This window comes from Pseudomonas sp. CFBP 5748 (assembly GCF_053850495.1).
The window spans coordinates 94,637-112,720 of the sequence record NZ_JBSPTN010000004.1 but is presented as its reverse complement, the minus strand read 5'-3'; the positions used below and the strand labels follow the sequence as shown (position 1 = coordinate 112,720).

General features: G+C 62.3%; 17 protein-coding genes. 9 read left to right on the top strand and 8 right to left on the bottom strand.

The window, feature by feature from the left end; all coding sequences use genetic code 11:
• Window positions 1-46: 46 nt before the first annotated feature.
• The 3 genes from ACWNZ1_RS10535 to ACWNZ1_RS10525 are packed head-to-tail and all read left to right on the top strand — an operon-like array spanning window position 47 to window position 2,990.
• Entirely contained in the window at window positions 47-1,189 is a 1,143-nt protein-coding gene (locus tag ACWNZ1_RS10535) for an ABC transporter ATP-binding protein (protein WP_109752527.1), read from the top strand.
• Window positions 1,186-2,106: an ABC transporter permease subunit gene (locus tag ACWNZ1_RS10530; protein WP_135847664.1), complete on the top strand. Its 921-nt coding sequence runs from the start codon at window positions 1,186-1,188 to the stop codon at window positions 2,104-2,106. The genes ACWNZ1_RS10535 and ACWNZ1_RS10530 overlap by 4 nt, the downstream gene beginning before the upstream one ends.
• A complete protein-coding gene (locus tag ACWNZ1_RS10525; RefSeq protein WP_135847663.1) occupies window positions 2,103-2,990 on the top strand; it encodes an ABC transporter permease subunit in 888 nt (295 codons plus the stop codon). Before ACWNZ1_RS10530 ends, ACWNZ1_RS10525 begins: the two co-directional genes overlap by 4 nt.
• A gap of 194 nt (window positions 2,991-3,184) precedes the next feature.
• On the opposite strand, the gene ACWNZ1_RS10520 is transcribed toward ACWNZ1_RS10525, so the two are convergent.
• Window positions 3,185-3,823 carry an HD domain-containing protein gene (locus ACWNZ1_RS10520; RefSeq protein WP_135847662.1) on the bottom strand — a complete coding sequence of 213 codons (639 nt, stop codon included), beginning with the start codon at window positions 3,821-3,823 and terminating at the stop codon, window positions 3,185-3,187.
• Between the two features lie 187 nt (window positions 3,824-4,010).
• Here ACWNZ1_RS10520 and ACWNZ1_RS10515 point away from each other — a divergent pair, with 187 nt between their 5' ends.
• On the top strand, window positions 4,011-4,976 hold the full coding sequence (locus ACWNZ1_RS10515) for a GlxA family transcriptional regulator (protein ID WP_135847661.1): 966 nt from the start codon (window positions 4,011-4,013) through the stop codon (window positions 4,974-4,976).
• Between the two features lie 11 nt (window positions 4,977-4,987).
• Here ACWNZ1_RS10515 and ACWNZ1_RS10510 read toward each other — a convergent pair whose 3' ends face one another.
• From ACWNZ1_RS10510 to ACWNZ1_RS10500, 3 genes are all read right to left on the bottom strand, one after another.
• Window positions 4,988-5,329, bottom strand: coding sequence for a carboxymuconolactone decarboxylase family protein (locus ACWNZ1_RS10510; RefSeq protein WP_014340738.1), 342 nt, complete (start codon window positions 5,327-5,329; stop codon window positions 4,988-4,990).
• A 97-nt stretch (window positions 5,330-5,426) separates the two neighbouring features.
• Entirely contained in the window at window positions 5,427-7,835 is a 2,409-nt protein-coding gene (locus tag ACWNZ1_RS10505) for a penicillin acylase family protein (RefSeq protein ID WP_456027624.1), read from the bottom strand.
• Between the two features lie 110 nt (window positions 7,836-7,945).
• Window positions 7,946-8,533 carry a DUF6436 domain-containing protein gene (locus ACWNZ1_RS10500; protein ID WP_265072492.1) on the bottom strand — a complete coding sequence of 196 codons (588 nt, stop codon included), beginning with the start codon at window positions 8,531-8,533 and terminating at the stop codon, window positions 7,946-7,948.
• Between the two features lie 107 nt (window positions 8,534-8,640).
• Between ACWNZ1_RS10500 and ACWNZ1_RS10495 the strand changes: the two genes are divergently transcribed.
• Entirely contained in the window at window positions 8,641-9,588 is a 948-nt protein-coding gene (locus tag ACWNZ1_RS10495) for a phospholipase BipL (RefSeq protein ID WP_265072491.1), read from the top strand.
• 128 nt (window positions 9,589-9,716) lie between these two features.
• Here ACWNZ1_RS10495 and ACWNZ1_RS10490 read toward each other — a convergent pair whose 3' ends face one another.
• Complete coding sequence (locus ACWNZ1_RS10490) at window positions 9,717-10,460, bottom strand: DUF2059 domain-containing protein (RefSeq protein WP_135847657.1); 744 nt, start codon at window positions 10,458-10,460, stop codon at window positions 9,717-9,719.
• Between the two features lie 141 nt (window positions 10,461-10,601).
• On the opposite strand from ACWNZ1_RS10490, the gene ACWNZ1_RS10485 reads away from it, so the two are divergent.
• Together ACWNZ1_RS10485 and ACWNZ1_RS10480 are read left to right on the top strand one after the other, a co-directional pair.
• The gene (locus ACWNZ1_RS10485) at window positions 10,602-11,234 is read left to right on the top strand and encodes a 2OG-Fe(II) oxygenase (RefSeq protein ID WP_135847656.1); all 633 of its coding nucleotides are present in this window, start codon (window positions 10,602-10,604) and stop codon (window positions 11,232-11,234) included.
• 2 nt (window positions 11,235-11,236) lie between these two features.
• Window positions 11,237-11,728 carry a DUF523 domain-containing protein gene (locus ACWNZ1_RS10480; protein WP_135847655.1) on the top strand — a complete coding sequence of 164 codons (492 nt, stop codon included), beginning with the start codon at window positions 11,237-11,239 and terminating at the stop codon, window positions 11,726-11,728.
• An 88-nt stretch (window positions 11,729-11,816) separates the two neighbouring features.
• On the opposite strand, the gene ACWNZ1_RS10475 is transcribed toward ACWNZ1_RS10480, so the two are convergent.
• Entirely contained in the window at window positions 11,817-13,190 is a 1,374-nt protein-coding gene (locus ACWNZ1_RS10475) for a DUF3482 domain-containing protein (protein WP_135847654.1), read from the bottom strand.
• The gene (locus ACWNZ1_RS10470; protein WP_256453895.1) at window positions 13,183-14,550 is read right to left on the bottom strand and encodes a DUF2868 domain-containing protein; all 1,368 of its coding nucleotides are present in this window, start codon (window positions 14,548-14,550) and stop codon (window positions 13,183-13,185) included. The genes ACWNZ1_RS10475 and ACWNZ1_RS10470 overlap by 8 nt, the downstream gene beginning before the upstream one ends.
• Before the next feature lie 96 nt (window positions 14,551-14,646).
• On the opposite strand from ACWNZ1_RS10470, the gene ACWNZ1_RS10465 reads away from it, so the two are divergent.
• Window positions 14,647-15,159 carry a dihydrofolate reductase gene (locus ACWNZ1_RS10465; RefSeq protein ID WP_135847652.1) on the top strand — a complete coding sequence of 171 codons (513 nt, stop codon included), beginning with the start codon at window positions 14,647-14,649 and terminating at the stop codon, window positions 15,157-15,159.
• Between the two features lie 119 nt (window positions 15,160-15,278).
• Here ACWNZ1_RS10465 and ACWNZ1_RS10460 read toward each other — a convergent pair whose 3' ends face one another.
• Window positions 15,279-16,670, bottom strand: coding sequence for an L-cystine transporter (locus ACWNZ1_RS10460; protein WP_256453894.1), 1,392 nt, complete (start codon window positions 16,668-16,670; stop codon window positions 15,279-15,281).
• 243 nt (window positions 16,671-16,913) lie between these two features.
• Between ACWNZ1_RS10460 and ACWNZ1_RS10455 the strand changes: the two genes are divergently transcribed.
• Window positions 16,914-17,969 (top strand): HAD family hydrolase, encoded by a 1,056-nt coding sequence (locus tag ACWNZ1_RS10455; RefSeq protein WP_135847650.1) that lies wholly within the window; start codon window positions 16,914-16,916, stop codon window positions 17,967-17,969.
• The last annotated feature ends 115 nt before the right edge of the window (window positions 17,970-18,084 follow it).

Genomic DNA, 18,084 nt, shown 5'->3' with positions numbered 1-18,084 from the left:
GCTCGTCCGTGTAGGACGAGCTGCAAATTCTGTGGGAGTTTCGTAAATGGCAGTTGCCTCCGGCGCCTATAAGAAAGCCCTCGAGGGCGACCAGACACCCAAGCAGGTGCTGGTCAAAATCGATCGGGTCACAAAGAAGTTCGACGAGACGATTGCCGTGGACGATGTGTCCCTGGAAATCAAGAAAGGCGAGATCTTCGCCTTGCTCGGCGGTTCGGGATCGGGCAAGTCCACCTTGCTGCGCATGCTGGCCGGTTTCGAGCGGCCCACGGAGGGGCGCATTTTCCTCGACGGTGTGGACATCACCGACATGCCGCCCTATGAGCGGCCGATCAACATGATGTTCCAGTCCTATGCCTTGTTCCCCCACATGACCGTGGCGCAGAACATCGCCTTCGGCCTGCAACAAGACAAGATCCCGAAAGCCGAGATCGACGCCCGCGTGGCCGAAATGCTCAAGCTGGTGCAGATGAGCCAGTATGCCAAGCGCAAGCCGCACCAGCTCTCCGGCGGCCAGCGCCAGCGTGTGGCCCTGGCCCGTTCCCTGGCCAAGCGACCCAAGCTGTTGCTGCTCGACGAACCGATGGGGGCCCTGGACAAGAAGTTGCGTTCGCAAATGCAGCTTGAGCTGGTCGAGATCATCGAGCGGGTCGGCGTAACCTGCGTCATGGTGACCCACGACCAGGAAGAGGCCATGACCATGGCCGAGCGCATCGCGATCATGCACCTGGGCTGGATCGCCCAGATCGGCAGCCCGATCGACATCTACGAAACCCCCACCAGCCGGCTGGTTTGCGAGTTCATCGGCAACGTCAACATCTTCGAGACCGAGGTGGTGGACGATGCCGAAGGCCACGCAGTACTGACTTGCAAGGATCTGGACCGCAACATCTATGTGGGCCACGGCATCAGCACCTCTGTGCAGGACAAGTCGGTAACCTACGCCATTCGCCCGGAAAAACTGCTGGTCACCGCCGAGCAGCCGACCTGCGAAAACAACTGGTCCAGCGGCAAGGTGCATGACATTGCTTACCTGGGTGGCCACTCGGTGTTCTACGTCGAGTTGCCAAGCGGCAAGCTGGTGCAATCCTTCGTCGCCAACGCTGAACGCCGTGGCCAGCGTCCGACCTGGGGCGACCAGGTGTTCGTCTGGTGGGAAGACGACAGCGGCGTGGTGCTTCGCTCATGAACATGCGCAAACTCAAACGCCGACTCGACCGAATAACGCCCGGTGGCCGTCAACTGGTCATCGGGGTGCCTTTCATCTGGCTGTTCCTGTTTTTCATGCTGCCGTTCTTCATCGTCCTGAAGATCAGCTTCGCTGAAGCCGATGTGGCCATTCCGCCGTACACCGAGATCTACAGCTACGTCGACCAGAAGCTGCAGGTGCTGCTCAACCTCGGCAACTACGTGATGTTGAGCGACGATGAGTTGTACATCGCCGCCTACCTCGGTTCGCTGAAGATGGCCCTGATCAGCACCGTGCTGTGCCTGCTCATTGGCTACCCGATGGCCTACGCCATCGCCAACGCCCGTAAAGAGATGCAGACGGTGTTGGTGCTGCTGATCATGATGCCGACCTGGACCGCGATCCTGATCCGCGTCTACGCGTGGATGGGCATCCTCAGCAACAACGGCCTGCTCAACGGCTTTTTGATGAGCATGGGCTGGATCGACGAACCACTGCAGATTCTCAATACCAATCTGGCGGTGTACATCGGCGTTGTCTATTCGTACCTGCCGTTCATGATCCTGCCGTTGTACGCCAACCTGGTCAAACACGACACCAGTCTGCTGGAAGCCGCTTCCGACCTGGGTTCGAGCACCTTCAACAGCTTCTGGAAGATCACCGTGCCGCTGTCCAAGAACGGCATCATCGCCGGTTGCATGCTGGTGTTCATTCCGGTGGTGGGCGAGTTCGTGATCCCGGAACTGCTCGGCGGTCCGGAAACCCTGATGATCGGCAAAGTGCTGTGGCAGGAATTCTTCAATAACCGTGACTGGCCGGTGGCTTCCGCCCTGGCGGTGGTGATGCTGGCGATCCTGATCGTGCCCATTATCCTGTTCAACCGCAGTCAGGCCAAAGAAATGGAGGGCAAGGAATGAAGCGCTTCAGTTTTTCAAGCCTGATGCTGGTGCTGGGTTTGCTGTTCATCTACGCGCCGATGCTGATCCTGGTGATCTACTCGTTCAACGCCTCCAAGCTGGTGACGGTGTGGGGCGGCTGGTCGATCAAGTGGTACGTTGGCCTGCTGGACAACAGCCAGTTGATGGGCTCGGTGATGCGCTCGCTGGAAATCGCCTGCTACACGGCGATTGCCGCGGTGGCCCTGGGTACGCTGGCGGCTTTCGTGCTGACCCGCATCACCCACTTCAAGGGCCGCACGCTGTTCGGCGGCCTGGTCACCGCGCCGCTGGTGATGCCGGAAGTGATCACCGGTCTGTCGCTGTTGCTGCTGTTCGTGGCCATGGCACAGATGATCGGCTGGCCCCAGGAGCGTGGCATCATCACGATCTGGATCGCCCACACTACGTTCTGTGCCGCTTATGTGGCGGTGGTGGTCTCGGCGCGCTTGCGTGAGCTGGACCTGTCCATCGAAGAGGCCGCCATGGATCTGGGGGCGCGGCCATGGAAGGTGTTCTTCCTGATCACCATCCCGATGATCGCGCCGTCGCTGGCGGCGGGGGGCATGATGTCGTTCGCGTTGTCCCTGGATGACCTGGTGCTGGCGAGCTTCGTTTCCGGTCCTGGCTCGACCACGTTGCCGATGGAAGTGTTCTCGGCGGTGCGCCTGGGTGTGAAGCCGGAGATCAACGCCGTGGCGAGCCTGATCCTGTTGGCCGTGTCGCTGGTGACCTTCCTGGTCTGGTACTTCAGCCGCCGCGCCGAAGAAAGCCGCAAGCGGGCGATCCAGCAAGCCATCGAAGAAAGCGCCGCCGACTCCTGGAAACAACCAGAAGTACGCCGGGCTGAGACCGCGCCGGTCTAACCTGACACTGGCGCCAAATGGGGGAGCGAGCTTGCTCGCGAAGACGGAGGTACATCCAACATTCATGTTGGCTGATGCACCGCTTTCGCGAGCAGGCTCGCTCCCACAGGTTTTTTTGTTGCTCAACAATCCGTGAACCACCGCAGATCCGTTGTGGGAGCGAGCTTGCTCGCGATAGCGGTGGGGCGTGCTGGCTACGAATGCCAAGGCGAAGAGCGGATCACCTCCACGAAGTTCATCGGTTTGAACCCGGGTTCCTGATCCACCAGTACGTCGGTCTTCACATTGCCAAAGGTGGTCTGCGGACGATGCCGCAAACCGTCGGCGAAGGCGCAGATGATGCATTCCTTGAACCCTTCCCCGCGCGGATGAGCGTGCACCACGGCGTCGCGCTGCGCTGCCGGGAACGCGGTATAGTCCATTCCCAGCACGTCCATCTCCACTCCGGCCGTCACCAGCGTCACCGTGGGACGCAGATATTTGGGGACGCCCGGCGTAGTGTGCAGGGCAATCGACAGCCATACCTGCTCAATGTCGTCATCGCTCAACCCGTAGGGCTTGAGGAACGCTGAGGCCGCGTTCGCACCGTCCACTTCGAAGCGCTCGTTGTCGCTGCGATAACCCTCCACCAGACCCAGATCGTGGAACATCGCACCGACATACAGCAACTCCGGGTTATAGGCCAACTGCCGACGCTGGCCACTCAAGGCGCCGAACAGAAATACCCGGCGAGAGTGATGGTACAGCAGGTCGGACTCGATATCGCGGATGTACTCGGTGGTGGCGCGGGCGAGGGTGCTGTCGGGGATCTTGATGCCGGCGATGCTGTTCATGCTGTTCTCCTCTTGACGATGGGCCAGTGCGGCGCCGAGGGGTTCAGTCTGTTCGCCGCAAGGTACCGGAACAATGTTCCTATGGCTGCGATCTTTGCCAATAAGCCTGGGTTTCGTGCCAGATGGCTTCCGGGACGCGAATTGGCTAGGGTGCTGGAGTCGTTCTACTCGAAGGCAAGCGAGCACCATGCAGAAAATCGTCTCCGTCGTGGTATTCCCTGGCGTCCAGTCGCTGGACGTTACCGGGCCCATGGACGTGTTCAGCGAAGCCAATCGGTTCCTGGTCGCCGAGGATCACTATCGCCTTGAAGTGATCGGCGCCGAGCGAGGCGCGATGTCCTGTTCCAACGGTTTGTCCCTGAATGCCCATCGGCATTTCAGCGAGGCTTGGCAGGCCTATGACCTGCTGTTGGTCGCGGGCGGGCCGCAGTTGCCGTTCATGCACCTTGGCGCAGAATTCGATGCTTGGTTGCGGGAGGCCTGTGGTCGGGCCCGGCGCTTTGGGTCGATCTGCAATGGCGCTTTCATGCTGGCCCGGGCTGGATTGCTGGAGGGGCGAACTGTTACCACCCATTGGGGTGACGCCGCGGCGCTGGCGCAGCTGTGTCCCTCGACCCGGGTCGAAGCGGATCGTTTGTACGTGCAGGACCGCCAGCTCTACACCTCCGCCGGGGTCAGCGCTGGCATCGACCTGTCGTTGTTCCTGCTGGCCCAGGACCATGGCCCGGACGTTGCCCTGAGTGTCGCCAAGCGGCTGGTGGTGTTCACCCAGCGCGCGGGCGGGCAGTCGCAATTCAGCCCTTTTCTTGCACCCCATGCTGAGCCGACATCCACCGTGGCCCAGGTCCAGGCCTATGTACTGGCGCACCTGAACGGTGACCTGACCATCGCCGATCTGGCCAATGCCGCGAGCATGAGCCAGCGTAACTTCTCGCGGGTGTTCACCCGGGAAGCGAAGATCACGCCCGCGGAGTTCGTCGAGCAGGCCCGGGTGGACGCGGCGCGGGTGATGCTCGAAAGCACCCGCGCCCCGCTCAAGACCGTGGCTTGGCAATGCGGCTTTCGCGATGCCCAGCACATGCGCAGCGTATTCAATCGCAGGCTGGGCGTAACGCCGCAGCAATTCAGGCTGAATTTCGGCGCGCTGGCGTAAGTGTCAGCCTCTCACTTCTTCAACGCGTCATGGGCTTCCAGCGCTCGCAGGGAGTAGATGTACGCCGCGCCAGCGTTCAGCGACACCGCGGTGGCCAGGGTGGCGGCGATTTCTTCGCGGGTGGCGCCGGCCTTGATGGCGGCGTCGGTGTGCACGCCGATGCAGCCGTCACAGCGGGTGGTGATCGCCACGGCGATAGAGATCAGTTCACGGGTCTTGGCATCGAGTACGTTATTTTCGGCGGCGGCTTCATCCAGGGCCATGTAGGCCTTGACCATTTTCGGGTTGCTCTTGCCCAGGGCGCCAAAGGCACTTTTGATGGTGGGCAGCAGTTCGGACCAGTTGTTGAACATTGCGTGACTCCTGTGACGAGGGCGGGTTGTTGAACCCTTGTAGTCTTGACCATCCATGACGATCAAGTCTGTTGGCGATGAAAAATACCCCACAAACTCAGGGCGCGGCCCTGGCCGGCAACAGCTTCAGGGTCGCGCGGGTATTGGCCATCACTTCTTCCTCGACCAGGTGCGCCTGGTGATATACCCCTTCGATGTAAGCCTCTGCCTGGTCCTCGTAATGCTTGTCGAACGGCACGCCGCTCTGGCCGACCGGATTGATGGTGACGCTGTGGGCCGGGTCGGCGAAGTCTATGATGCGTCGGGTGGACGGGCCGTAGGTCACCGGCCAGGGCGCCGGGCCGATTTTGGCCGAGAGGTTGTTAGGCACTTCGTGGGTGCCCGGGGCAGCGAACGGACCGACATTGAAGATCCGGTCCAGCGGCTTTTGCAGGCCCAGCGGATGGCCGTGGGTCAGGGTGTGGGCCTTGCCCCACTGCCATTGCGTGGCATCGTCGCCGAGGGTGGCCTTCAGGTGCGCCAGGCTCTTGCTCCAGGCTTTTTTCACGGTGTCGGCCCGGGTTTGCGTACCCAGTGTCGAGCGGTCGTCCCACCATGGTGAGTCTGCCGCTGCCGCCAGGCGTGGAAGGGCCGCGTCGATCACCCGGGTCGACAGCGCGGTGTTGAAGAAGCCGTCACCCAGTTCATCGCGCAGGGCCGCGTCGGCCAGGTCGAACAAGAACTGGTTGAACAGCGTAGCGCTGGTGGAGTCCAGCGGATAATCGCCTTGCCATTGGGCCAACTGCTCCACCCACTTGCGCTCCTGCGGATCACTGACCACCTCACGCAGCACCGGCAGCAAAGGCGCGAGCAGACGCGGGCCGTAGGCGGTGGTGGTGCCCAGTTGCAGTTTCTGGGAGGTCTCGATGTCCCACTTCGCCTGCTTGTCGCTGAGCTGGAGGTTGAGTTGCTGGCCACGGTCGGGGAGGTTGTAGTAACCCGGGATCTCGATGCCACTGGCCGGCACCGGCTGGAAGTTGGCCGAGATAATGTAGCCTCGTGCCGGGTTCTCTTCCTGGGGGTTGCTGCTGAAAGGGTAGAAGCCTTCCTTTTCTGCTTCCGGACTGCTGCCATCGAGTATGAACCCGGGCTTCACGCCGGCCGGCCTCTTGGGCAATTGCGCCGCAGCCCACCAGCCGATATCGCCCTTGGCATTGGCCCAGACAACATTCAGCCCGGGTGCATGGATCTTGGCTGAGGCGCCACGAGCCTTGGCCAAAGTGTCGGCGCGGTTGAGCTGGTAGAAGGCTTCGAGGATCGGATTTCGACTTTCCAGGAAACCCCACCACATGGCGATCGGCGTCTTGCCGGCGTTAGCACCAAGGACATCGTTGACGATCGGGCCGTGGGGCGACTGGCGCAGCACCAGTGTCACTGGTGCCTGGCCCTTGACCGCGATCTGCTGTTCGCTGCGGGTCATGTCCACCCATTGGCCTCGATACCAGACCTGTTCGGGGTTGTCCGGGTTGACCTTCTCGGCGATCAGGTCGAGGTCGTCGTTCTGGAACATGGTGATGCTCCAGCCGAAATTCTTGTTCATGCCCAGCGTCGCAAAGGGCATCAGCGCCTGGTACTGCCCATAGAGTTCGAAAGCCGGCGCCGACAGGTGCGCCTCATACCACACCGAGGGCGTGGAAAAACGGATATGTGGGTCACCCGCCAGCAGCGGTTTGCCGCTGTGGGTACGGCTGCCGGCGAGCGCCCAGGCGTTGCTGCCTTCGAACTGCGGCAGGCCGTGATCGGCCAGGGCCTGCTCGCTCAAGCGGGCCAGGGCGTTGAGATCTTTCCAGTCGGCAGCGGCCAGTGGCAGGGCGCTCTTGCCGCCTTTGGCGAGCACGCCCAGGGGCTGCCAGTCGAGGTCGAAGATGTTCAGGTAATCAGCGCCCAATTGGTCGCGCACATAGGTCAGTAGCGGTTCGGTACGAAAGGCAGCGGCGAAACTGTAGGCCATGTAACCGGTAATGCTCACGGTATCTTCGGTGGTGAAGGGGCGCTTGGGAATGCCCAGCACATCGAACTCCAGCGGCCGGGTGTGGCTGTCCTGATAGCTGTTGATGCCGTCCAGGTAAGCCTGCATGGCGAGCCAGGCCGGGGATTGTGGGTCTTGTTCGGTGACATAGGTCGCGGCGCGCTCGCGGATACGCAGGCTGCGCATCAGCTTGTCGGTGTCGAGCAGCTTAGGCCCCAGCACCTCGGCCAGTTCGCCACGGGCGAGCCGACGCATCATCTCCATTTGAAACAACCGGTCCTGGGCATGGACATAGCCGAGGGCGCGGTACAGGTCGGTTTCGTTCTCGGCGCGGATATGCGGCACGCCGCGTTCGTCGTAGCGCACGGTCACCGAACCGTGCAGCCCTTGCAGTTGCACCATGCCCTGGCGGGTGGGCTGCTTGCTGTAGAGGTAGCCGCCCGCGACGATGATGGCGGTGACGACCAGTGACAGGAAGGCGAAGAGGGTGCGTTTCATGGAGATTCCTTATTGAGTGACAGCGACCCCATGGTCTCGCTGTTTATTCCCTGTTTAGCATGCCGCTGCTTACCTGCGCATCGCCCCTCGGAGGGATTTCCCCCGGCTGGCTATTCTTTGGCTGATGTGTCCTGGGTCCACGGGCAATAACACCCCACCGCCAGCGTATGGGTCGCATCGACCGCCCGGCCAACGCTCAATGCCTCGAGAATCGGCTCGATGAAGCTGTTGCTCGAGTTGCAGGTCAGGCCTTCGCTGTAGGGGCCGAAATACGCCAGTTTGCCGCTACGATCCCAGATCGCCACGGCCGGGCTGGCAGGAATCTGGCTCGAACCGGGGAGTACCGAGAGGGTTTTGAGATGGCTCAGCGTGGTCGGTAAGCGACCTTGGCTGCCGGCCTTTTGTACCGCATAAAATTCGACGCCTTGCGGTACATATTTATCGATCAACTCGGCCAGGTGTTGCTGATTGCCGACGTTGCACGGGCACGCCGGGTCCCAGAAATGCACCAGACGGATCGCGCCAGGGCCGGCTAGGTCAGCAGGCAGGCGCAGTGGGTCGCCGGAAAACACCGCCGTATGTTGGCTGAACGTGCGCAGAAAGCGCCCCTGGAACCAGTCGTAGGCGACCCACAGCATGGCGGCGCACCCGAGGGCAAGCAGGCTGGCAAGCAAGGTCGTGCGGTGGGGCGAACGCATGAAGTCGATCCTCTGGGGCCGGCTAGCTTGCCATGACTGTCGCGACAGATGAATATCGCAGGCCTATAAAGTCCGTTTCGCGCGCTGCGCTTTGCCTGGGAATATTGATGCCTGCCACTTTCAACCCCGATCACCTGCGTGCCAGCCTGCAACCCTTGGCACAGTGGCAACCTCTCTCGGAGCAAGCACAGACCTATCAGCGCTTCTATGGACTGGATTTCCCCCAACACCCATTGCGCAAGGGACTGGGGCGTTTCGAGATAGACGGGTATGAGGTGGTCGCCCAGGTCTGGTGGCCGGAAAAAGCCGTGGCGACGATGTTCGTGTTCCATGGTTACTACGATCACATGGGGCTGTACCGGCACTTGATCGAGTGGGCGCTGGAGCAGAAATTCGTGGTGATCGCCTGCGACCTGCCGGGCCATGGCCTGTCCAGCGGAGAACGCGCCAGCATCGGTGATTTCGCTGAGTACCAGGCAACGTTGCAAGGGCTGCTGAGGGAGGCCGCGACGCTGGACCTGCCGCAACCCTGGCATCTATGCGGACAAAGTACCGGCGGGGCCATCGTGGTCGATCATGTGCTCAACCAGGGCGCAAACAGCCCGGCCCAGGGCCAGGTCATTCTACTGTCGCCCTTGGTTCGGCCACGGGCCTGGGGCTGGTCGCGCCTGAGTTATTACCTGCTCAAACCCTTCGTGACCGGCATCGCCCGGCGTTTCAGCGAGAACTCCAACGATCCGCAATTCCTGTCGTTCCTGCAAGCCGACCCCCTGCAACCGCTGCGCCTGCCCACGGCGTGGGTGGGGGCGTTGGGACAATGGATCAAACGCATCGAAGCCGCCCCGAGCAGTCCGCGCCAGCCATTGATCGTGCAGGGGCAGGCGGACATGACGGTGGATTGGGGGCATAACCTGCAAGTGCTGCGCAGCAAATTCGCTCGGCCGCAGGTATTGATGCTGCCCGAGGGCCGGCATCACCTGGCGAATGAGACGCTGGCGATACGGCAGGAGATGTTTGGGTTTCTGACCGAGCGAATGAGTCGGGTTCAGCGGTGACTGATCAATTGCTTTCGCGAGCAAGCTCGCTCCCACATTGGACCGTCAGCGCTCGCGAAACCTGAGTTCACTCAATACCCTGTGGGAGCGAGCTTGCTCGCGATGGCGGTGTTATGGGCGCTGAAGATCTACTGCCCGAGATTCTGCCCCACCGCCAAGCCCGCCCGAATCGCCGCCAAGGCCGCCTGATAATACGCCTGGCCCTCGGTCGACTCGGCGAAGGTGGAAAACTCTTCCAGCTCGGTATCCGTCAGGTCACGGTAGACATACAACAGCGTGTTGTTCAGGTCGGTGCCGATCTGTTCCATCAGCCGCTGGCGCTGACCGTTGAGCATGCCCTGGGCCTGGCCACCGCCCAGCAGGCCGGGGATCATCGAACTCAGGCTGTCGGCCGCCACGCCGGCAATCGCCAGGCTGACTTCAGCACCGGCCTCGCGGGCGGGCAGGGCCTGGGCCAGGTGGCCGATGATCAACAGGCGGTTGTCGCTGGCTTGCATCTTCGGTAGGCCCTTGGCGTTTTTCGCCAATTGATCGCGGCGGGTTGCCAGCAGCTCGGCGGCCACGACTTTGCGGCCCAAGGGCGATTGGAAAAAGCTCAGGGCTGGCTGAGGGTCGCGAAGATTCTTGCGCATTTGCGCTTCGGCCCGCTGGTCCATGGCCTGGGGGGCGAAACGTTGATTGCTGTTGTTCACCAGTGCCTGGAACACCGCTGGTGGCAGGCTGTCCTGGTAGCGCTGCTGCGCGGCGCTCAAGGCGTCATTGAAATGCGCCCGCTGTTGCGGCCAGCCGGCGACCTTGTACAACTGGTCGTAGCTGTCTGCCCAGGCAGGCAATACGCAGAACATCAACAGTGAGAAAAGCAAACGACGCATAGGGACTCCTGTCAGCAGCCGACTATTCTCCGTGGGGTGTGGGGTCTTGTCGAGAATTCGTATCAAGTTCGTACGGCGGTGCTATCTGGCAGCAAAAAACCTGCTGAGCGTCGCTGTCGGTTTTGCAGGCACAGGAATACTATGCGCGCCATGCAAATACCTTCTGATCACCCGCTGCTGTTACGTATCGTCGACGACCTGGCCGAGCGCGGCTGGTCGCAGCAGAACATTTTCCTGCCGGATGCACTGACCCGCGCCCTGGCGGCCGAATGTCGCCAGCGTGCCGCCGAGGGCGAGCTGGCCCCGGCCGCGGTCGGGCGCGGGCCATTTTCGGAGATTCGTGAAGGCATTCGTGGTGATCGTATCCAGTGGATCGAACCCGGCCAGGCGCAAGCCTGCGACCGTTACCTGGGGTTGATGGACAGTCTGCGCGAAGCGATGAATCGCGGGTTGTTCCTGGGCCTGGAAGATTTCGAAAGCCATTTCGCCCTGTACCCGCCCGGTGCGTTCTACCTCAAGCACGTCGACCGCTTCCGCGATGACGACCGGCGCATGGTATCGGCGGTGCTGTATCTCAACGACGCCTGGCTGCCGGAACATGGCGGCCAGTTGCGCATGTACCTGGACGATGGCGTGGAACATGACGTGGTGCCCTCTGGTGGCTGCCTGGTGGTGTTCCTGTCGGGGCAAATACCCCATGAAGTCCTGCCCGCCACCCGCGATCGCCTGTCCTTGACGGGATGGTTCCGCCGCCGTGGCAACGAGTTGTTCTGAGCATGGAAAAAATTCTGGTCAGTCGCTGCCTGCTTGGGCACCGCGTGCGCTACGACGGCGGCGCCAGCGGGCCGTTCGACCAGCTGCAGCAATGGCTCGACGAAGGTCGTGTCGTGCCGTTGTGCCCGGAAGTCGCCGGCGGCCTGCCCACGCCTCGGGCGGCGGCGGAGATTCCCGGTGGGCAGGGCGGGCACGTACTCGACGGCCAGGCGGCGGTGATCACCACCGAGGGCGAGGATGTGAGTGCGCAGTTCCTGTCCGGTGCGAATCAAGCGCTGGAATTGGTGTGTGCCCATGGCATCCGGATCGCCGTGCTCAAGGCCAATAGCCCGTCGTGCGGCAACCTGCTGACCTATGACGGGACGTTCAGTGGCGTGAAAATCAGCGGCGAAGGCGTGACGGCGGCCTTGCTCAAGCGTCATGGGGTGAAGGTGTTCAGTGAGTTGGAGTTGCCGGAAGCTGCTGCGGTGCTCAGGGCCTTGATCGAGGAGTAACTACGGGGCAGCACTGCTCTCTTGTGGCGAGGGGATAAATCCCCTCGCCACAAGAGAGCACCATGTTCCCAAGCAGGTTTTGTGTCATCTAGAGCTGCTGCGCCAACTGCTCGATCTGCTCCTGCCGCTCCGCCTGGCTCAGCCGTTGCTGAGGATTCAGCGACGACCACTGCGGATACGCCCGGGCCTTGTTCAGGGCTTCGGGCAGTTTGCCTTCGCGCCAGGTCTTGTCCTGGGGCGTGGCGATGCGGATGCTGTCCATGGCCGCATGGCCGCGCAGGTTGAGGGCTTGCAGCAATTGGCGTTGGCGTAGGGCCAGGAGGCGCAGCACGCTGTCGTCCACCGTCAATTCCCGCTGACCCTTGAGTTTGCCCATCAGCCGGTTGCCATAGCTGCGGGCGGTTTGCAGGGTGCCGCCGACAATGGCCCCGGCCAGGGCGGCGGCACCGAGGGTCAGGCCACCCACCAGCAGATCCACACCGGCGCCGGCCGCCGCGCCCGCCGCGATCCCGCCACCGACCCGTACGCCCAATTGCTTGAGGGTTTCAGGGTTGAACAGGTCATCGCCCCAACGGCCATCGAGCAGCGGCAGGTCGCTGGCGGCCGCGTCCTGGGGACGGAAGGCGTAGAGCTTGAGCAGCGCATCGACGCAGCGCTGTTCACGCTGACGCACCGCGTTGCGCAGTTCGCTGATGGCTTGGCGTTCCAGTTCGGCATCGCTGGCCACGCTGCGTCGGCAGGCGGCGCAGTCGATCAGCAATTCTGCAACCAGTCGTGCCGCGCTCTGCTGGCGAGCCAGGCGTTGGGCCTGTTGATCGGCGACCAGGCGTTCCAATGGCCCGCGGGCGCTTTCCAGCAACAGCGCGAGGCTTTCATACAAGCGCCGCTCGCCGTCCTGGGGCGGGGCGACGCTGTCAAAACGCACCAGGGCGTGTAGCCCCAGCCGCGCCAGGGCCTCGCGCCAGTCAGGCTCGCGGTGGTTGGCGCTGCTGACGAAGTTCAATACCGGTAGCAGCGGTTTGCCGCAGCTGGCGAGGACTTCCAACTCATCGCGGTACTTGGCCAGCACCGGCTCGCGGGCATCGATCACATAGAGCCCGGCATCGCTGGCGAGCAGTTGCCGCAGCACCTTGGCTTCCTGTTCGAAGCGTTGCCGCGCCTCGCTGCCATCGAGGAACCGGGCCAGCCGTGCCGGGCCGTCCAGGCGTTCACCGGGCCGCTCCAGGCGCTCGAGATAATCGAGCAGGGCGATGGCGTCTTCCAGGCCCGGCGTGTCGTACAGCTCCAGCAGCGCTTCGCCATCCACCGACAGGCGCGCACCCTCGACGTGGCGGGTGGTGCTCGGGCGATGGGATACTTCGCCGAAGCCGACGTCCCGGGTCAAGGTACGCAGCAGGGACGTCTTGCCCACGTTGGTGTGGCCGACCACGGCCAGTTTCAGCGGCTTCATGGGCTCAGTCATGGCCAGTCTCCAGCCAATTCAACGGCGCGCAGTCGGCGAAGGGCAATTGCAACTGCTGCAGCGCGTTGTGCCAGTCGCCCAGGCGTTCGGCGTCCAGCGCTTCGCCAGGCGGCGCCTGCAACAACCAGACGCGGGTGGCACTGGCGCTGCGGGCCAGTTCGGTGATCAACGCCAGGCTGCCGCGGTCCGGTGAGCGCCGAGGGTCGCAGGCAATCGCCAGTCGCGCCGGGGGAAAACGTGACAGTTGTTCGAGGAGTTTGTGGCGCGACTCGCGGCTGTCGAGGACGCCGGCGTTTTTCACGGTGGTTGGCAGCTTCGGCGGCCAGGGTCGATCATCCAGTTCAATGGCCACCAGCAACGCGCCATCGCTTTCCATCGCGCTGACCGCACTTTCGATGTGATGCAGTTGCGCGGGCGCGGCGTCGTTGACGCCCAGGCGTTCGCTGCTGGGCATCAGCCGCTCGCGCAGTTGGGCATAACCCGGCAGGTTCAGGTCCAGGCGCAGCGTGGCCCGGCCGCGTTGCCAGCGCCACAGGCACAGCAGCGCCAAGCACAGGCGCGGCAGCACGCCATACACCAACAGCACGCCCACCAGCCAGGCGGCCCAGGCCTGGCGGGCGCTTTCGATATTCAGCGCGGTATCGCCACTGGCGCGGATCATCTCCTCAGTCGGCACGCTGAAACCCAACAGCGCGGGCAACGCGCCGAGGGCCTGGGTCATGGCGACGAAGGTTTCGCCACCGAGAATCGTGGTTTCCCAGACGAAGCCGTAGCGCCGGGTCGCCATCAGCATCAATACGATGACCAGCGCGCTGAGCATCGCCAGCAGCCACAAACCGTTGACCAGTGCGCCGAGGGCCCAGCGATTGAGCTTGTGCCGCTGCAGCAACAGCAGCAGGGCTGGCGCCAGTTGGGCGGCCTTGGCATCGCGGGCCAGTTTTTCGCTGAGCCACAACCACAGGCGCCCCAGGGCGGCGCCTTGCTCGCCAGTGAATATCAGGCCCAGCACCCAGCCGATTAGCAGGATCAGGTCCAGTCCCAAAAGACTGCCCAAGGCCCAGAACACATTGACCGGTGTTTGCCCGTCGCCGAGGGCGGCAAAGCCCAGGCCGGCGCCGCTGATGAGCGCGAGCACCGCCAGTAAGATCAGCGCCAGGCGCGCCCCTTGCAGCCAGTGGCGCAAGGCTTGGGTAAGGCCATCACGTTCGGCCAGCCAGCGGGCGCGGTGGTGGATGCGGCTGGATAAATCGCCGCCTGCCGCACGGGCCAGGCGATTGGCTTCCTGGTCCTCGAGCGGGCCGGCGTGTTCTTCACGCAGGCGTACCGTCTCGGTCAACCAGAGGTTCTGCAGTTCTGTCACGGGCGCTTCCGTTGCTCGAATGAGGGTTGAGCATAACCGCTGTGGCGCTTGTCGGGGTACGTTGCCAGGCGTCGAGCCTCTGGTATCCTCGCCGCCATGAAAAAAACTCTCCCCCTAAGCCTGATTGCAGCCCTCGGTGAAAACCGTGTGATCGGCGTCGACAACAGCATGCCCTGGCACTTGCCGGGGGATTTCAAATACTTCAAGGCCACCACCCTGGGCAAGCCGATCATCATGGGGCGCAAGACCTGGGACTCCCTCGGTCGACCGTTGCCCGGGCGGCTGAACATCGTGGTCAGCCGTCAGCCTGGCCTGGCGCTGGAGGGCGCGGAAGTTTTTTCCACGCTGCAGGCTGCGGTGGAACGTGCCGAAGCGTGGGCGTTGGAACAGGGCGTCGACGAGCTGATGTTGATCGGTGGTGCCCAGCTATACGCCCAGGCCCTGGAGCAGGCGGATCGCCTGTACCTGACCCGCGTGGCGCTGAGCCCGGAAGGGGATGCGTGGTTTCCGGCGTTTGATTCGAGCCAGTGGACATTGGTGTCGAACCAGCCGAACCCGGCCGAAGGGGACAAGCCGGCCTACAGCTTTGAGGTGTGGGAAAAGCGCTAAAAGCATCGCGAGCAAGCTCGCTCCCACATTGGGTTTTTGGTGAGCACAATATCTGCGATCACCGCTGACCACTGTGGGAGCGAGCTTGCTCGCGATGGCGATTTAGCAGGTACTCCCCATCAAGCGTGCACCAACTCCCCATGCTCCTCGGCATCGAGCAACGCCTTGTCGGTCTGCTGCATCACCTGGCTGGTAATTGCCCCAGCGGTGATCGAGCCGCTGACGTTCAACGCCGTACGGCCCATGTCGATCAGCGGCTCGACGGAAATCAGCAGTGCCACCAGCGAGACCGGCAAGCCCATGGCCGGCAGCACGATCAGTGCGGCAAACGTCGCGCCGCCACCGACACCGGCCACCCCGGCCGAACTTAACGTCACGATTGCCACCAGCGTCGCGATCCACACTGGATCCAGCGGGTTGATGCCCACCGTCGGTGCAACCATCACCGCCAGCATCGCCGGATAGAGGCCGGCGCAACCGTTCTGGCCGATGGTGGCGCCGAACGAGGCGGAGAAGCTGGCGATGGAGCGGGGGATGCCCAGGCGACTGGTCTGGGCTTCAATGCTCAACGGGATGGTCGCGGCGCTGGAGCGGCTGGTGAACGCGAAGGTCAGCACCGGCCAGATCTTGCGGAAAAAGCGCAACGGGTTGATTCCGGCCGCGGACACCAGCAAGCCATGCACCACGAACATCAGGCCCAGCCCCAGGTACGACACCACGACAAAGCTGCCGAGCTTGATGATGTCCTGCAGGTTGGAGCCAGCCACCACTTTGGTCATCAGGGCCAGCACGCCGTACGGGGTCAGCTTCATCACCAGGCGCACCAGGCGCGTCACCCAGCTTTGCAGGGTGTCGATGGCGTTGATCACTTTCTGGCCTTTCTCCACGTCATCCTTGTGCAACTGCAACGCCGCAACACCGAGGAACGCCGCAAAAATCACCACGCTGATGATCGAAGTCGGCTTGGCCCGAGCCAGGTCGGCAAAGGGGTTCTGCGGAATGAACGAGAGCAGCAATTGCGGAATGTTCAGATCGGCGACCTTGCCGGCGTAGTCGCTCTGGATCACTTGCAGGCGCGCCAGCTCCTGGGTGCCGGCCACCAGGCCTTCGGCGGTGAGGCCGAACAGGTTGGTCAGGCCGATGCCGATCAGGGCGGCAATGGCTGTGGTGAACAGCAGCGTGCCGATGGTCAGGAAGCTGATCTTGCCCAGGGACGAGGCGTTGTGCAGGCGGGCCACGGCGCTGAGGATCGAGGCGAAGACCAGCGGGATGACGATCATTTGCAGCAGTTGCACGTAACCGTTGCCCACCAGGTCGAACCAACCGATCGAGGCTTTGAGCACCGGGTTGCCGGCGCCATAAATCGTGTGCAGGGCAAGACCGAACAGCACGCCCAGCACCAGTGCCAGCAGCACTTTTTTGGCCAGGCTCCAGGTGCGGTGACGGGTTTGCGCCAGGCCGAACAGCAAGGCGAGGAATACCAGCAGATTGAGGATCAGCGGCAGATTCATCAAAGAGACTCCGATAAGACTTGTGCCAGTCGCTTGGAGCCGCGACTGCGAACCGGGGAGCCTAACAGCCTGATAACTAATGAATTAATACTAAAAAGGCATGTAGATTGTCGTTTATGGAATAAGGCGGCGGCGTTTACGGACATGTCGCTGGCGTTATCAGGACGCAAGCCGTCGCGGGTAGGCGAGGACTGTCACACGCATTTGTTAGCGTCGGGTTCTTTGAACCTGGGAGAAATGCCGATGAAGCTCGTACCTCGTTTTCTCGCTGTCGCCTTGAGCCTGGGCCTTGCCGGCCAAGTGCTCGCCACCGAACTCAAACACTGGCCGGCGGAACAGGCCAAGGCCCTGGACGCGATGATCGCGGCCAATGCCAACAAGGGTAACTACGCGGTGTTCGACATGGACAACACCAGTTACCGCTACGACCTTGAAGAGTCGTTGTTGCCGTTCATGGAGAACAAGGGCCTCATCACCCGTGAAACCCTGGACCCGTCCTTGAAACTGATGCCGTTCAAGGACACGGCCGACCACAAGGAAAGTCTGTTCAGCTATTACTACCGCCTGTGCGAAGTGGATGACATGGTCTGCTATCCATGGGTGGCCCAGGTGTTTTCCGGCTTTACCCTCAAAGAACTCAAGGGCTATGTCGACGAGCTGATGGCTTCTGGCAAACCGGTGCCGACCACGTATTACGATGGTGACAAGGTGGTCAACTACAACGTCAATCCGCCGAAAATCTTCACCGGCCAGGCCGAGCTGTACAACAAGCTGATGGAAAACGGCATCGAGGTCTATGTCATGACCGCGGCGTCGGAAGAGCTGGTGCGCATGGTCGCCGCCGATCCGAAGTACGGCTACAACCTCAAGCCGCAGAACATCATCGGTGTGACCACGCTGCTCAAGGACCGCAAGACCGGCGAATTGACCACCGCACGCAAGCAGATCACCGCTGGCAAATATGATGAGAAAGCCAACCTCGGCCTGGAATACACGCCTTATCTGTGGACCCCGGCGACCTGGATGGCCGGTAAGCATGCGGCGATCCTGACGTATATCGACGAATGGAAAAAACCGGTACTCGTGGCCGGCGACACCCCGAGCAGCGATGGCTACATGCTGTTCCACGATGTAGACGTGGCCAAAGGCGGCATCCACCTGTGGGTCAACCGCAAGGACAAGTACATGACCCAGATTAACGGCATGATGGCCAAGCACGCCGCTGCCCAGGCGAAGGAAGGACTGCCGGTGACGGCGGACAAGAACTGGGTGATCGTCAAGCCGGAAGACATTCAGTAAACCCGCACAAGAGGAAAAGCTGCAGGTACTGCTTTTGTGAGCGCTTCGCACTCAAGCGGGAGCAAGCTCCCTCGCCACGGAGATATTATTGACCCAATAAAAATGCCCCGCACTT

Coding starts and splice junctions, on each gene's coding strand:
- ACWNZ1_RS10535 (WP_109752527.1), top strand. CDS start 47: ATGGCAGTTGCCTCCGGCGCCTATAAGAAAGCCCTCGAGGGCGACCAG.
- ACWNZ1_RS10530 (WP_135847664.1), top strand. CDS start 1,186: ATGAACATGCGCAAACTCAAACGCCGACTCGACCGAATAACGCCCGGT.
- ACWNZ1_RS10525 (WP_135847663.1), top strand. CDS start 2,103: ATGAAGCGCTTCAGTTTTTCAAGCCTGATGCTGGTGCTGGGTTTGCTG.
- ACWNZ1_RS10520 (WP_135847662.1), bottom strand. CDS start 3,823: ATGAACAGCATCGCCGGCATCAAGATCCCCGACAGCACCCTCGCCCGC.
- ACWNZ1_RS10515 (WP_135847661.1), top strand. CDS start 4,011: ATGCAGAAAATCGTCTCCGTCGTGGTATTCCCTGGCGTCCAGTCGCTG.
- ACWNZ1_RS10510 (WP_014340738.1), bottom strand. CDS start 5,329: ATGTTCAACAACTGGTCCGAACTGCTGCCCACCATCAAAAGTGCCTTT.
- ACWNZ1_RS10505 (WP_456027624.1), bottom strand. CDS start 7,835: ATGAAACGCACCCTCTTCGCCTTCCTGTCACTGGTCGTCACCGCCATC.
- ACWNZ1_RS10500 (WP_265072492.1), bottom strand. CDS start 8,533: ATGCGTTCGCCCCACCGCACGACCTTGCTTGCCAGCCTGCTTGCCCTC.
- ACWNZ1_RS10495 (WP_265072491.1), top strand. CDS start 8,641: ATGCCTGCCACTTTCAACCCCGATCACCTGCGTGCCAGCCTGCAACCC.
- ACWNZ1_RS10490 (WP_135847657.1), bottom strand. CDS start 10,460: ATGCGTCGTTTGCTTTTCTCACTGTTGATGTTCTGCGTATTGCCTGCC.
- ACWNZ1_RS10485 (WP_135847656.1), top strand. CDS start 10,602: ATGCGCGCCATGCAAATACCTTCTGATCACCCGCTGCTGTTACGTATC.
- ACWNZ1_RS10480 (WP_135847655.1), top strand. CDS start 11,237: ATGGAAAAAATTCTGGTCAGTCGCTGCCTGCTTGGGCACCGCGTGCGC.
- ACWNZ1_RS10475 (WP_135847654.1), bottom strand. CDS start 13,190: ATGACTGAGCCCATGAAGCCGCTGAAACTGGCCGTGGTCGGCCACACC.
- ACWNZ1_RS10465 (WP_135847652.1), top strand. CDS start 14,647: ATGAAAAAAACTCTCCCCCTAAGCCTGATTGCAGCCCTCGGTGAAAAC.
- ACWNZ1_RS10460 (WP_256453894.1), bottom strand. CDS start 16,670: ATGAATCTGCCGCTGATCCTCAATCTGCTGGTATTCCTCGCCTTGCTG.
- ACWNZ1_RS10455 (WP_135847650.1), top strand. CDS start 16,914: ATGAAGCTCGTACCTCGTTTTCTCGCTGTCGCCTTGAGCCTGGGCCTT.